We start from the raw sequence: 14040 nt of genomic DNA, 5'->3' as shown, positions 1-14040 counted from the left end.
ATCAGGCCTCTCTTTTGTAGAAGGGTAGGGAAACAACGGATGCAGCAATGCGACTGCCCCGCACATCAATGTGAAGCTCGGTGCCGACCTCACTCACGTCGGGGTCGACATAAGCCATCGCGATGGGGTGGCCCAGAGTCGGCGACAGAGCGCCGGAGGTGATGACGCCGACCTCGGTGTCGCCGTCGAAGAGCAGGTAGTCAGCGCGACCGGCACGGCGACCCTCGGCAGCGAGACCGACGAGGACGCGAGCACCGGCATCCGGGCCCGCTTCGATCGCGCTGCGACCGACGAAGTCACCTTCTTTGCTGAGAGCAACAACGCGGCCGAGGCCAGCCTGCACGGGGAAGGTGCCGAGGTTGAGTTCGTGTCCATACAGCGGCATGCCCGCTTCGAGGCGGAGAGTGTCTCGGCACGCGAGACCGGCGGGCACGAGGCCGAGCGGTTCGCCGGCAACCGTGAGTGCAGCCCAGAGGGCGGCCGCGGCATCCACGTGAATGTACAGTTCGAAGCCGTCTTCGCCCGTGTAGCCGGTGCGACCGATGATGAGGTCGGTGCCGTTGAAGGTTGCTGCGGTTTCGCGGTAGTACTTGAGTTCGTCGAGGGGCGTTGCGAAGTCGCCGAGACCGGCGGTCGCTTCGAGGATGGCGCGCGAAACGGGGCCCTGAACGGCGATGAGCGCGTAGTCGTCGCTCTCGTCGGTGACCGTGACATCGAAGTCTGCGGCACGCTCGGTGAGAGCAGTTGCGGCAGCGAAACGGTTGCCAGCGTTGGCCACGACGAGGAAATGGTCGTCGGCGAGGCGATAGGTGACGAGGTCATCGATGATGCCACCCGCCTCATTGAGCAACAGGCTGTACTTGGCTTGAGCCAAGGCAATACCCGAGAGCTTGCCCGCGAGCGCGTAGTCGAGGTACGCGCCAGCGTCAGCGCCGCGCACGTGAATCTCGGCCATGTGCGAGATGTCGAAAATGCCGGCAGCGGTGCGCACGGCATGGTGCTCGGCGAGGTCGGAGCTGTACCGCACCGGCATCATCCAGCCAGCGAAATCGGTGAACGCAGCACCGAGTTGCTCATGGATGCTGTGCAGCGGCGAATACCTCACCGCGGTGGGCGAAGATTTAGCGTATGAAGCTTCAGAACTTGATACATCGGTCACGGAGTTCTCCTGGCGCATGGGCTAGTGAATAGAACTCCCCCTCTGTGATGAGCCTGAGAGCTTCACACGCTAAACGCTAGCGAGCTTTCACCGTCGGCGGAACCTCAGGGTGATGCGAGGTTCTCTTTCCAGAGTGGCCAGTGCGGTGCGGTACGTGAACCTGAGAGATTGGCGGGGAGGCTTGCTCCTTCGGTGCCGGCCTGGCGCTTGCCAATTTCAGTTGACTAGCGCTGGGTGCCCGGCTCTCCCGCATCGTGTTGCGGCCCGATGTTCAGTTGTGAGTTCAGCATAGCAATGCGGGGCGGATGCTCGCGCCGATGAGCACGCCGCGAGCGGGTGATTCGTGCCCTTTCAGCCGACTGGCGCTCCAGTGGTCTACAGCGGCGGCGCGGCTGGCCGTCGAAAGCAGGGTTACAGGAGCGCTGAGCTGAGCAACAAACTGGTCTCGCTGTTCACGACACCCTCCACATTGCGCATGCGGGCCAGCACCCGGTCAAAGTTGCTCAGGCTGTCCGTGCGAATGTCGGCCACGAGATCCCAGGCGCCGTTGGTGGTGTGAAGTTCGCGGATCTCGGGCAGGCCGCGGAGCTGGCTGATCACGGCATCCGTCGATCGCCCTTCTACCTCGATGAAGGCAACTGCCCGAATAAACGAGGGATCGCGATCTTCTCGAATACGGATAGAAAAACCGAGCACGGTGCCGTTGCTTACGAGGCGATCAATACGGCTCGTGACAGTCGCACGCGTGACGTTAAGGCGACGCGAGAGGCTCGCTACCGACTCTCGCGCATCGGCCCTCAGCGCGGCTAAAAGGCGGCGATCGAGATCATCTAAGTCAGACATGTACAAACTGTACATTTCGGCCCCGCATTATGCATAGTTATTGGCCGAAAATAGGGTTGACTGAGAGTTGTAGGTACATAGTGCATATTCGTAACGTAGGAAGCACTAATACCGCAACGAAAGGAGTGACCATGGTTCACTACGTAGACGTCAACAACATGCGCCGCTGGATTGCCGACACCGGCATCGAGCCAATCATTATGGGCATCGTGGGTTACCTCGAGCAGGATTATGCCAAGTGGCCTCAGTTCGACAAGTCACCTCGCGTTGCCGCTCATTCCCCTGAAGGCGTCATCGAATTGATGCCAACAAGTGATGGCGAAACGTATGGCTTCAAGTACGTCAACGGACACCCTTCGAACCCCGCACTGGGCTTTCAGACCGTCACCGCGCTCGGCATGCTTGCCCGCGTCGACAACGGCTACCCCACGTTCTTCTCGGAGATGACCCTCCTCACGGCACTGCGCACCTCTGCGACGTCTGTCATGGCAGCGCGTGCTCTGGCCCGCCCCGACTCCAGCGTTCTTGCCCTCATCGGCACCGGCACCCAGTCTGAGTTCCAGGCACTCGGCTTCCGCGCCGGTCTCGGCATCACGAGCCTGCGTGTGTGGGACACCGACCCTGCAGCGATGGACAAGTTCATTCGCAATGTGGAGCCGCTCGGTTTCGACATCGTGCGCGCAACCTCAGCAGCAGACGCTGTTGCTGGCGCCGACATCGTCACCACCTGCACCGCAGACAAGAAGAACGCGACGATCCTCACCGCCGACATGATCGAGCCCGGCATGCACCTCAACGCCATCGGCGGAGACTGCCCGGGCAAGACAGAACTCGAAGAGGCCATCGTGCGCAACTCGACCGTGTTCGTCGAGTTCCCCGAGCAAACCCGCATCGAGGGCGAAATTCAGCAGGTCGAAGCGGACTCCCCCATCACCGAGCTGTGGGAAGTTCTCGCCGGAACCGCCACTGGACGCAGCTCCGCTGAGGAAGTGACGCTCTTCGACTCCGTCGGCTTCGCGATCGAAGACTTCTCCGCGCTGCGTTACGTCTTCGACGCTGTTCGTGACACCGACTATGCGACAAACCTTGACCTGATTGCCGACCCGGCTGACCCCAAGGATTTGTTCTCGCTCGTGTCGCGCGTTCCTGCACTGACCGCGTAGACCGCCAATGAGCGTTCAGGCCCCAACGGCCGCTGTCCTCATCCGCCCGCACCGTTTCACACCGAACAGCCAAACGGCGGGCGATAACGCATTCCAATCGACTGACCCCAGCCGCACTCCGGATGAGATCGCTCGCGCCGCGTACGACGAATCCACCCAGGTGGCCGAGACGTTGCGCGACGCGGGCGTCAACATCCACGTGTTTGAGGATGAGGAGAGCACGCGCCCCGATAGCGTGTTCCCGAACAACTGGTTCTCGACGCACAGTGGTGGCCGGGTTGCGGTGTATCCGATGTTCGCTCCGAACCGGCGCACCGAGCGACGCACCGATGTCATTGAGATGCTGAAGCATGATTTTCGGGTGCAGGATGTCGTCGACTATTCCGGGCTAGAGCACGACGGAATCTACCTTGAGGGCACCGGAGCTATGGTCATCGACCACACCAACCGAGTGGCGTATGCGGCAGAATCGCACCGCGCCAACCCGCTTGCGTTGGAGCGGTTCTGCGCATCCTTCGGTTACGAGCCGATGATGTTCGAAGCTCGCGATAGCCACGGTGTGCCGATTTATCACACCAACGTCATGATGTGCATCGCTACCGATTTCGCGATGATCGGGCTCGACCTGATTGCGTCGGGAGATCGCCGCATGGAAATGGCCGAGCGCCTGACCGCCCCCGGTCGCACCCTGATCGACCTCACGGCTGAGCAGATTGCGAACTTTGCGGGAAACGCTCTCGAGCTGAGGACTCCGAACGGCCGCATCCTGGCGCTCTCAAGCCGCGCACTCGCGAGTCTCACCCGCGCTCAGCGCTCGGTGATCGAAGCCAGCTGCGAGATCGTGCCGCTCGACATTCCCACTATTGAGCTGGCCGGTGGTTCGGTGCGCTGCATGGTGGCCGGCATCCACTTGGATCGTCGTTCACGCATGGCTGCGGATGTTGCCGCAGGCGTTCCTGCTGCCGGGGCTGCCGAAGCAGCACCGACAGCAGGCGCCTAGCCAATCTGTGGTGGAAGCGGGTCCCTCCGCTTTCGCCGCAGACCGCAGCGACCCGCGACATCAGTGGCGCGGGTTGCTGGGCGTTCGCTAACTGCAGTTCGGGCGGCAGTCGCGCTGTGACAACGCCTCGAGCATCACGTTACTGAGCTCGGTGGGGTTGTTTGCTTGATAGGCCGTTCCACCGGTGACCTGAGCGATCTTTCTCATCGCTTCGACGTCGGTATCTGGGCCAATTCCGACGAGAACCACAGGAACAGGCTCGTCTGTGTTTTTGTCGATCATCGCATTCAGCTCGTCAACCAGCGTCTCCAAGGAAATGCCATTGTCGTCTTCGTTGCGACCATCGGTGATCAGAACCACTGAGTTAACTTTGTCGGGATCAAAGTCGTCTCGCACATGGGTGACCGCAGCAAGAACGGTGTCGTTGAGGCCGGTGTAACCGTTGATGCGCGACGGCAGAGTGTCGATGATTTCTTGCAGACTCTCAACATGATCCGGGTCATTCATCGATCGGATGCCCGCGACGTCTTCCCAATCTTCCTCGCCAACACGCTCCTTCGAGAAAAGCCACATACCCAGCTCGTCGTCCTCGGAAAGCGTGCTGAAGGCATCCTCAGCCGAGTTCTGGAACATCTCGATACGGCGCTGGCCATCCCACGCTCGTTCCAGCATGGAGCCAGACACATCAACAACCGTGAGAATGCGTGAGCGCAGGTTGAGAGAGTTCCAGTTGCGCAAAATGCTGACGAGTTCGTCGGTGTCGCCGACAGATTTGGTGGCGACGGGCGCGGAAATTACCCCGGAAGCGAGGATCTCACCTTCACCAGCGGTATCGCGGAAGCCCTCGGCGTTCAAGACCTGTGAAGAGCCGCGAACAAGATCAGCGAACTCCTCAAGCAGCTTTGTGCGCGCCGTTTCGATCTCAGCGAGCTCCGTTTGTTCTTCTTCGGTCAGGCGCGAGGCTTCAACTTCACTCACAGTGGAGTTTTCCACGACGACGAACGGATAGGTCAGCGCAACAGTTCCTTCGGACGGGTACAAAGCAACAAGCGGCTCGTCAGGGCTCGATGCGTTGTGCTCCACGATCTCGCGTTCCGTCGCGAGAGCAACCGTGCGTGAGTCAGAGATCTGAAGCTCAGTGAACGCTGCCTTTGTGGAATCGGGAATCGAGCGCCCCAGATTCATCAGCACTCGATCGAAGTCTTCAGCATCGCCATCCGCCGCAAGATCATTGAGAGTCGCGAGCGCGATCATGCTGGACGACGACGACTCGGGGTCGGGCAGAAGCGTGCGGTAACGACCGTCGAGGATCGCGCCCCAGCCCACCTCCGACGCTTCAAACTCCGCAACTTTTACCGCGGGAGTCGCCAGCACAAGCGGACTCGATGCGACCGAAGCCCACTCCTGAGTCTTGGGGATTTCGCGACCGAGTGCAGTCGCAGTGCTCTCAACTCGGTTGAGCCAGATCGGCGAATCAGGGATCCACGCGTCAGCTCCCGTGGAAGTGCCGGATGCCAGCAATGCAGCAGTGTCGGCAGAACGCTGCGTCGTGATGGTCGCGGAGAGGCACTGCCCAACGTGTTCGGCGTTGAAGGCATTCGCGACCGTTTGGACGGTTGACGAGATGGTGGGATCGGCGACGACGACAAGCTCAGTTGCATTGGGGCATCCGAATGTTTGAGCGACGAAATCGTCAAGCTTGTTTTGGGCGGCGAGCGCTACGAGAGCGCCACCACCGGCAAGGGACAGGGTGAGCAGGGTTGCGAGGGCGGGTGTACTAGCGCGGAGGAACCAGGATTTTATTGTTCTGGAACGGTGGCGAGGTCGGGACACAGGGGGACTCCATCGATCACGGGTGCACCTGATTTCGGGGGAACCAAGTGTTGACCCCCTTTCGGGGGCCTACACAATAGTGACACAATTTCGCGTCACAAAAACGACCTTGCACAGGTACTTCTCAGCATCGCTGGCAGAAAATCGCAAAAACCCCGACGAGGTGCGATGTTCTCGCTTCCTACGCACGATTGTTGCATGGGGATAACGTGCTGCCCGCAGCCGCTAGCGTCGCTCGTTGCCGTTAGCGTCAGACCGCAGGGTCCGGACGCAACTCCACGGCGACAGACTGATCCGCTGTTCCTCGAAGCTTCTGGGCGAGACGGATTGCCGAGTATTTGGCACCGTACTTTTTCTTCAAAGCGACATGCATGGCATCCAGAGTCTCAGCGTCGCTACGGACGCTCGCTGTAGCGGCCACCGTCTCGGCACCCTCGGTAATCGAGCCGCGCATGTCACACGGGGTCAGTTCGACACGCCCCGTGTGAGCAATGCGCTTCACCTTGCCCGAATGAGGGGCCGTCGTAACAAGCAACCGGTCGCCATCCCCTACGACCCACACCGGCGTCGCCACAGCATCTCCCGACTTGCGGAAAGTGATGAGCGAGATATAGGTCTCGGCGGCCAGCGCAGCAAAATCAGGGGAAGTCATCCCCCTATTATCGCCGCCGCGGTTATGCCTTGAAGTTGACGAGCTTGTGTGTGCCATCGCACAACGGCTTAATGTCCGAAACCCCGCAACGGCAAAGCGCGACAGTACGCCGCGATTGAGGGATGAGCTCACCGTCTGACGATCGCAAATCGATTGCGCCCCGGACCAAAAGCGGTCCGTTAGCGCAGGCGACCACTTCGACGTCGCTCGAGCTGCGCGAGTGAGGGGAATTTTCAGACTGCGTGTTCATCGTGCTGCCACCTCTCCGATGGGATTGGAATCATTGGCTGAATCGCCAGTCGCGAGCGCAGGGAGAGGCTTGCGAAGTGACGAACGCCCAGCTTCGAACGACTCCAGCATGTGCTGCGCCACCCACTCGTCGAGGAGGAGGCACGCACTGGCCCCGAAGAATATTTCGCTCAACAGCGCTGGCTCACTCTCGGCCAAGCCCCCAGCTAGGTCGCGGGCCGCAATCTGTTCATGGACTGCATCGGCTTCCACATGCTCATTGAAGTACTCCGTGACATCGTCTCCGTAACCGAGGCGGCGAAAGCCGCGCGCATACAGCTTGTTGGGGATCGATGACGTCATTTCGAATGCTGCCAAGTGGCCGACGATCGCCCCGCGAAGACGGCGGTGGAGCCCAAACATCGACATCATGTTGAACGACGCCAACGTGATCGCTGGCGCGTAATTGAGGTAGGCGCCGTACCGCGAATCGAGGCCTACGCCGCGCATGGTGCGCGCATAAATTTCGGAATGCATCCGATCTCTGCGTCCACCGCCATATTCATCGGATTGAATCTCGACCAGCGCCGCCTTAGCGCGCCCACGAAGACGCGGAATAGCCCACGAGTGCGGGTCAGCTTCTTTCAAGGTGTAGATCGAGCGCTGCACCAGGTACTCATTCGCCTGATCCGCCGTGAGTTTCTTGGCAACGTAGCGAGAGAGACTCGGGCCAGAATCGGCGCTCGTGAGCTCAAAAAGGGCGGCAGCGACATCCTCATCCGCAGCATTTGGCAGCTCGGGAATTGAGACCGCGGCCCGGAGTTGCGCCTCATAGGCCCGCTCAAGCTCGAGGCGCGCTGCAAGCGTGCCCAGATCCCACTCCCAGCGATCGCCATTTTCGACGACAGCGCCGTAGAAGAGGCCATAGAGCAAGAAGAGTGACAATTGCACATCTTCATCGCGGATGAGATCCCGTTCGCTGTCAACAGCGGAGGCGACGGCCTCAGGCAATCCCACAATCTCCCGCGGTTTGCTCTGCTGTGAAAACGCGTCAAGAAGCAGCTCACTAATCGGGCCGCGGGCCTCGATCTCTTCATCGCACCATTTGTCGTACTCTGCCGAATTTCCGGGAAGAGAGTTCTCGCTTGTGGCCATAATGACCTCTCCTTTTCATCTGAAAGTGGGGGTTGAATCGTTGTACGATCTCCGCCGATCGTTCAGCTTTACTCATGGAATCTTTGACGGTCTGGCTGGAAGCTTGCTGCGCGATTCTTGGGACTTTGCCGGTCTTTTTGAGCGCAGCGGAGTGTTAGGTTGGTGGCGTCCACACGGGAGCCCTAATGCAGGGGCTGAGAGGGAGCTGACGCAGCTTCGACCGTCGAACCTACCGGGTAATGCCGGCGAAGGAAGTACGGCTCATGCGCCCCACACATTCGATCCCCGCTGTCTCGTCTGCCTCCTCTGCCTCCGCTGCGGCTCCGTTGGCCACACGTCGCGCTGTGCGCGGCGGAATCTTCGGGAACTATGTCGACCAGTTCGACATCTTCTTGCCGGTCATTGCGCTCGCGCCGGCATCCGCCCAGCTATTCGGTTCGGATAATCTGGTTGGGAACGCAGGCCTGATCTTTGTCGCGACGCTGCTTGGCCGGCCGATCGGGGCGGCGATCTTCGGATCGATCTCTGACCGGATTGGGCGAACGGCGACCACGAAGGTCGCTCTGCTCGGTGTCGCGCTCACGACGCTGCTGATCGCGTTCGTGCCCGACCACACCGTGCTCGGCGGTGGAACTCTTGCTGCAATTCTGCTGCTGCGCTTTGTCGGCGGCATCTTCCTCGGCGGCGAATACACCTCCGCCATTCCGCTCGCGATGGAATGGTCGCGGCCCGAACGGCGCGGCCTCGTCAGCGGCCTCATCATGTGGATGTCGCCCTGGGCCAACGCCTCGATCGCGGGCATGGTGTTTGTGCTGCAGAGCGTGCTCGACGCCGCCGCCTATAACCAGTGGGGCTGGCGTGCGCTATTCGTTTTGGGCTCGCTGCTCGCCTTCACGATGCTGTTCTACTACCGTGCGCGGGTCGAAGAGTCGCCGCAGTGGCAACGTCCATTGCAGCGCACTAACCCGTTGAAAGAAATTCTCGTCGGCCGCCACCGCCGCGCGCTCTGGCAAGTGTTCATCATGATGAGCGGGCTCTGGCTACTCACCAACATGGCGATTCCGGTGCTGGCCGGTCAACTCGGTTCCGGCGCGGGGGCGCTGGGCGCGACAGGGACATTGGATGGTCGAACCCTGTCGTTCGCGATGATGATCGGCACCGCGGCATCCGCTCTCACCATGGCAGCCTGCGGTCATCTCTCGACCTTCACCGGACGGCGGCGCTTCTTTATAGGTTTTGGGGTGCTGACGGCGATGGGCGGGCCGCTGGCGTTTTTTGCAGCGTTCGCAGCGCCGACGCTCGGGCAGCTTGTGCTCGGAGTAGTCGCGCTTCAGGTCGTGACGGTTTCGGCGTACGGGCCGGTCGGGGCGTACCTCGTGGAGCGGTTCCCCACGTCGGTGCGCGCGAGCGGGTACGGGGTCGGCTACAGCCTGTCGATCGTGATTCCCGCGCTCTACCCGTACTACCTGCCGGCGCTGCAAGGCGTTTTGGGGCAGCAGGGTGCGGTGGCTGCGTTGCTCGCGCTCGGCGGGGTGCTGATTGCGGTGGGGGCATTCCTGGGGCCGGAGACGGCGCGCATCGACCTTGACGCTGGCGAGCGCGCTTAGGACATTTAGCTAGTCGGCTGGCCAGACAACTGCTCAGTCAGTCGCTAGCGAGAGGGCGACACCATCGAGGATGTCGTGCTCGCTGGTCGTCACCCACTCGAGAGGATGACCGGCTGCAGCCGCGGCATCCGCTACTCGATGCAGCACCGTGGCCCAGATGATGGCACCGGCGGCGATCGCGTCAACACGGCCGGGGTGCATATACGGCAGAGCGGCGCGTTCAGGGCGGGGCATGCGGGTGAGATCTTCGCAGGCGCGAAGCACGTCCGCGAGCGGGAGACGGCTGCCGCTAATCGCTACCGGGTCGTAGCTCGTGAGACCGAGGGCGTGCGCGGTGATCGTGGTGACGGTGCCCGCGACTCCGATGACCTCGGTGGCCTGCGAGAGATCGACGGTGACGGTCGCGGCGTCGAGCACTGCACTGACGTCGCTGCGAACGGCGGCGAGTTCCGCATCGGAGGGTGGGTCGTTGACGATGTTGCGTTCCGTCATGCGCACGCAACCGACATCCATTGAAAACGAAGCTTCGGGGGCATTTGCACCGAGCGCAAGTTCGGTGGAACCGCCACCAAGATCAACCACAAGGTACTGAGGCGTGAGGTTCGCAGGCTCCGAGGCGTCGGGCACGGCGAGTGCCGTGAGTGCGCCGCGAAACGACAGCGCGGCTTCTTCGGTTCCGGGAATCACTTCGACCGGCACACCCAGAATCGCGAAAACTGCGTCGGTGAACTCGGCACGGTTGGCGGCATCCCGGGTGGCAGAGGTAGCCACGAAACGGATGCGCTCGGCGCCGTGCTCGCGGCACAGATCGGCATAGCGGCGCACAGCCGCGAGGGTGCGAACGAGGGCGCCCTGGCTGAACTGGCCAGTGCGGTCGACGCCCTCCCCCAGGCGTACGACTTCGAGAGTACGCACGACGTCGGTAAGGCCACCGTGGCCGTCGAGGTCGGCGATGAGCAGGCGGATCGAGTTGGTTCCGCAATCGATGGCGGCGACGCGGGTCATGGCTTCTCCTGAAGTGCGGTGGGTGGTGCTAGCGGGTGGGGCTAGCGAACAACGACAAGGGCTTCGTTGCGTTTGAGGAAACCGGGCTTCCACGGAGGGTCATAGCGGGCGAAATAGACGGAGCCGAGTGGCGCACAACCATCGCGGGTGAGGGCGGCAAGCAGAGCATCCGCATTCTGTTGATATCGGCCTTCATTCGAGCCGCCGCTGAAACGCCGCGCAGCTACCCGCTGCTCGGGCACGTCAACGGTGCGCACGGTGGCATCACGAGGCGCCGGAACGCTCGTTGCTCCAGCGGGCATCACGAAACTAACCGTGTATCTCTTCGATTCGCCCGGTGATTGAATGACCGGCGCCGTCATAGAAATGTTGGAGGCACTGATGTAGCGGATGAGGGGACGAAACCCCTGATTACCCGCCTCAAAGAACGAGCCGTCGGCATCCACCTGCGCAAGAATGTGTGCCGGATAGAGCCGCACTTCGTATCCATCATGCTCAGAAATCACCCTGTAGGGCTGCTTTTCGGTCATGCCGTCACCCTACGCCTGCGGGCAGTGAGCGAACCTGATGATTCTCGAAGCTATCGCGGCGAAAACGTGGCCGCCCTAAACCTTCTTGACGACGCTTGACTTGAGTTGCATCTGGCCGAAACCGTCGACCTTGCAGTCGATGTCGTGGTCGCCAACGCCATCAACGAGGCGGATGTTGCGCACCTTCGTTCCGACCTTGATCGACGTGGGGCTGCCCTTAACTTTGAGGTCCTTGACGATACTCACCGTGTCGCCATCGGCGAGGGGCGTGCCGAACGCATCCTTGATGACGGAAGCGTTTTGCTCTGCTTCGGCAGCGGCATCCGCTTCACTCGGCGACCACTCGTGACCACACATCGGGCACACCAACAGCGCACCCATTTCGTAGGCGAGGTCGCTTGAACAGTTCGGGCAGAGGGGTAGAGCGTCAGACATAAGGCACTTTCGGCTGGGCGCCGATCGGGCTGGCGCAGCGCTGAACTAGTCGCTAATGATCAATTTTACCTGATCGATGTACGGCAGTGTGGTTCGCGGATGCGGAATACGTTCGGCGACGCCCCTGTTGCACCCATCAACATCGCAGATCGACTCTGTTCAGCTTCTGAAAGGCCCTCTTTATGACCATGCTTCACGACCGTCTCGCCGCGACCGACTCCCCCATCCTTGATGTGCTTGCCGAACGGTGGAGCCCCCGCCACTTCGATGCCACCGCACCTCTTGATGAGGCTGCGCTGCAGAATGCTCTCGAAGCCGCTCGCTGGGCACCCTCGGCCTACAACAGCCAGCCTTGGCGAGTCGTCGTCGCTCGTCGCGGAACCCCGCAGCACGACGCCATCGTTTCTTCGCTTATCGCGTTCAACCAAACGTGGGCCGGATCCGCGTCGGCACTACTCGTCTTCCTGACGGAACACCACAACCCCGAGGGCAAGCCGCAGCCGACCGCCCTCTACGACACCGGCCAGGCCGTTGCCTACTTCACGATCCAGGCTCAGAGCCATGGACTGTTCAGCCACCAGATGTCAGGGTTCGATCCGGATGCCGCAGCAGCGGCCCTCGACATCGACACCCATTTCACCCCCACCACGGTCATGGCTGTTGGCGCACTGGGCGATCCCGCTGAAATGACCGACGTTATCCGCGAGCGCGAAACTGCACCCCGCGCACGACGTGCAGCTGCAGAATCGGTGCTCGTCGACGCTTAAGGCTTGATGTCGCCCGCGATCAGTTCGCGCAGCGCGGTCACGATGCCATTCTTCACGTCGGCCGACAGATGCGAGACAAGCACGTGCGCGACGCCCGGCTCGGTAATGATGGCGGTCGCTTTGTCATCCAGCTTGATGGATGCCGGGTCGATTGCACTGCGGAGCGATACAACCGGTTCTTCCATTAGGTCACACGAGCGAACCGCGGTATCGGTTACGACAATGCCGTACACGCCGGCGAAGGTTTTATCGAGCGATGCGAACGCTATGGTCTCGCCACCGCCCAAGCCGATCTTGGGGCCAAATTTCTTGAGCATCTTGGCGAGGCGCGGGTCATCGGCCAGCAATACATCGCTACGGATGCCGAGCTCTGCCAGCCGCGGAACCAGCTCAGCAGCAGTCGAGTTCTCAGTCTCTTCCTCGCCCGGTTCGCCCGCGACGGCGAGCCCGAGCGCCTGCGAGAGCTGCACGACGCTCGTCACAGCGTCCTCAAGAAGCTGAGTGAGCCGGAACTCTGGAGAGTGGCCCTCAGCCGAGTCGGCTCCGATGAGCTTCACCATATCTGACCAGTCGAACGCACTGCCAACGGAACTGATCAGGGCATGACTGGAGGCGACCGGATCTACCGAGGTGACCGGCAGCATCCGATAATTGGGAAGCTCACGCCCAAACACTCCCGCGAACTTGTCTTGAATCACGATGCGCTGATCGGTCACGAGAAAACCCAGAGTCTGGCGCTTTCGTGTGAAGCGATTCATGGCGTGGTAGCCGACAAACAGCAGCGGCACCTCGTTCGGTCGCGGAGCATCCGCAAGCAACAGCTGCTCGACAGCGTCGTCGAAGACTCGAGCAGCGTCGTCAAAGACCGGGTGATCGTTCTGGCCGGGAAGGAACACCACCGGCTGCAGTTCAGACGCAAGGTCCTTGGCCCACAGCGAGAGCCGGGCAGCGATGGTGTTTGTCGCCGAGCGGTGGACCGCGGGAATGTCACGAAGGTACTCTTCCGCTGTGGTCATGAACTGATTCCTTTCGAAGGCCGGCAGGTTGTGCGACTAGTCGCGGAAGAGCGCACTATTCGCGGCCATCTTCGAGCGGGATGAGCATCGTGCGAAACTCGCCCTCTGAAGCGTGGATGTCCCAGATGCGAGAAGCGACGTCATCAATGCCGTTGGGCAGCTGAAGCTTGGGAATGCCACCCGGGATGACGAGCTGACGGATGCGGATCCCCTCCCCTTCGAGCGTCTCGTGCAACATCTCGCCGTAGGCACTCTCGGCGGGGAACGCGAGGGACGTTCCAGCGAAACCGGCACGGGCCTTCACCGAGGTGCCACCGTTGATCAGGATGATGCTGCCGTGGCCAGCCTCGCGCATCGCAGGCAGTACCGCACGCACCGTGTGGATGAGCCCAAGGGCAGAAAACTGGAGCGCTTCGAGCGCGAGTTCGGGAGTCAGATCGAGCACCGGCTTCAGGTAATCGCGCGACGGAAGCGGGCTGTACTGGACTGACGTGATCGGCCCCAGCTCGGCAGCGGCTCGAGCGAGCGCGCCTTCAAGCTGCGCCGGCTCGCGCACGTCTGCAGAAAAACCCCGTGCGGTCACGCCATCCGTTTCAAGCTCAGCAGCGAGTGTGTCGAGCTTCGACTGGTTGCGTGAAATCAGGGCG

The 14040-nt window shown here is 61.5% G+C and carries 15 protein-coding genes and 2 riboswitches; of the genes, 4 read left to right on the top strand and 11 right to left on the bottom strand.

The window, feature by feature from the left end:
• Position 1: 1 nt before the first annotated feature.
• Together gcvT and I6E56_RS12805 are read right to left on the bottom strand one after the other, a co-directional pair.
• Positions 2-1159 (bottom strand): glycine cleavage system aminomethyltransferase GcvT, encoded by a 1158-nt coding sequence (gene gcvT / locus I6E56_RS12810; RefSeq protein WP_197138885.1) that lies wholly within the window; start codon positions 1157-1159, stop codon positions 2-4.
• A gap of 138 nt (positions 1160-1297) precedes the next feature.
• A riboswitch (glycine riboswitch) is annotated at positions 1298-1419 on the bottom strand.
• A 151-nt stretch (positions 1420-1570) separates the two neighbouring features.
• On the bottom strand, positions 1571-2002 hold the full coding sequence (locus tag I6E56_RS12805; protein ID WP_197138884.1) for an Lrp/AsnC family transcriptional regulator: 432 nt from the start codon (positions 2000-2002) through the stop codon (positions 1571-1573).
• A gap of 131 nt (positions 2003-2133) precedes the next feature.
• On the opposite strand from I6E56_RS12805, the gene I6E56_RS12800 reads away from it, so the two are divergent.
• A complete protein-coding gene (locus I6E56_RS12800; protein WP_197138883.1) occupies positions 2134-3165 on the top strand; it encodes an ornithine cyclodeaminase in 1032 nt (343 codons plus the stop codon).
• A 7-nt stretch (positions 3166-3172) separates the two neighbouring features.
• On the top strand, positions 3173-4165 hold the full coding sequence (gene ctlX, locus I6E56_RS12795; RefSeq protein WP_197138882.1) for a citrulline utilization hydrolase CtlX: 993 nt from the start codon (positions 3173-3175) through the stop codon (positions 4163-4165).
• 87 nt (positions 4166-4252) lie between these two features.
• Here the strand turns inward: ctlX and I6E56_RS12790 are convergent, their stop codons facing one another.
• The 4 genes from I6E56_RS12790 to I6E56_RS12775 all read right to left on the bottom strand — a co-directional run bounded on the left by I6E56_RS12790 (position 4253) and on the right by I6E56_RS12775 (position 8033).
• Positions 4253-5998 (bottom strand): substrate-binding domain-containing protein, encoded by a 1746-nt coding sequence (locus I6E56_RS12790; protein WP_197138881.1) that lies wholly within the window; start codon positions 5996-5998, stop codon positions 4253-4255.
• Positions 5999-6248: 250 nt separating this feature from the next.
• The gene (locus I6E56_RS12785) at positions 6249-6650 is read right to left on the bottom strand and encodes a PPOX class F420-dependent oxidoreductase (protein WP_197138880.1); all 402 of its coding nucleotides are present in this window, start codon (positions 6648-6650) and stop codon (positions 6249-6251) included.
• A gap of 22 nt (positions 6651-6672) precedes the next feature.
• Entirely contained in the window at positions 6673-6900 is a 228-nt protein-coding gene (locus tag I6E56_RS12780) for a CDGSH iron-sulfur domain-containing protein (protein WP_197138879.1), read from the bottom strand.
• Positions 6897-8033, bottom strand: coding sequence for an iron-containing redox enzyme family protein (locus I6E56_RS12775; protein ID WP_197138878.1), 1137 nt, complete (start codon positions 8031-8033; stop codon positions 6897-6899). Before I6E56_RS12775 ends, I6E56_RS12780 begins: the two co-directional genes overlap by 4 nt.
• A 163-nt stretch (positions 8034-8196) precedes the next feature.
• Positions 8197-8304, top strand: a riboswitch (TPP riboswitch).
• Between I6E56_RS12775 and I6E56_RS12770 the strand changes: the two genes are divergently transcribed.
• Complete coding sequence (locus I6E56_RS12770) at positions 8297-9640, top strand: MFS transporter (RefSeq protein ID WP_197138877.1); 1344 nt, start codon at positions 8297-8299, stop codon at positions 9638-9640. (Overlaps the previous riboswitch by 8 nt.)
• Before the next feature lie 33 nt (positions 9641-9673).
• Here I6E56_RS12770 and I6E56_RS12765 read toward each other — a convergent pair whose 3' ends face one another.
• The 3 genes from I6E56_RS12765 to I6E56_RS12755 all read right to left on the bottom strand — a co-directional run bounded on the left by I6E56_RS12765 (position 9674) and on the right by I6E56_RS12755 (position 11610).
• Entirely contained in the window at positions 9674-10645 is a 972-nt protein-coding gene (locus I6E56_RS12765; protein WP_197138876.1) for a Ppx/GppA phosphatase family protein, read from the bottom strand.
• Positions 10646-10686: 41 nt separating this feature from the next.
• A complete protein-coding gene (locus I6E56_RS12760; protein ID WP_197138875.1) occupies positions 10687-11175 on the bottom strand; it encodes a heme-binding protein in 489 nt (162 codons plus the stop codon).
• 75 nt (positions 11176-11250) lie between these two features.
• A complete protein-coding gene (locus tag I6E56_RS12755; protein WP_197138874.1) occupies positions 11251-11610 on the bottom strand; it encodes a zinc ribbon domain-containing protein YjdM in 360 nt (119 codons plus the stop codon).
• A gap of 182 nt (positions 11611-11792) precedes the next feature.
• On the opposite strand from I6E56_RS12755, the gene I6E56_RS12750 reads away from it, so the two are divergent.
• Positions 11793-12377: a nitroreductase family protein gene (locus tag I6E56_RS12750; RefSeq protein WP_197138873.1), complete on the top strand. Its 585-nt coding sequence runs from the start codon at positions 11793-11795 to the stop codon at positions 12375-12377.
• Here the strand turns inward: I6E56_RS12750 and I6E56_RS12745 are convergent.
• Positions 12374-13393: a hypothetical protein gene (locus tag I6E56_RS12745; protein WP_197138872.1), complete on the bottom strand. Its 1020-nt coding sequence runs from the start codon at positions 13391-13393 to the stop codon at positions 12374-12376. The two genes, I6E56_RS12750 and I6E56_RS12745, sit on opposite strands and share 4 nt — an antisense overlap.
• A 55-nt stretch (positions 13394-13448) precedes the next feature.
• Positions 13449-14033 (bottom strand): SDR family NAD(P)-dependent oxidoreductase, encoded by a 585-nt coding sequence (locus I6E56_RS12740; protein WP_307842868.1) that lies wholly within the window; start codon positions 14031-14033, stop codon positions 13449-13451.
• Between the last annotated feature and the right edge of the window lie 7 nt (positions 14034-14040).

It is taken from the genome of Salinibacterium sp. NK8237, assembly GCF_015864955.1.
Lineage (GTDB): Bacteria > Actinomycetota > Actinomycetes > Actinomycetales > Microbacteriaceae > Rhodoglobus.
The sequence above is the reverse complement of the archived record's forward strand: the minus strand, read 5'-3'. Positions and strand labels throughout refer to the sequence as shown.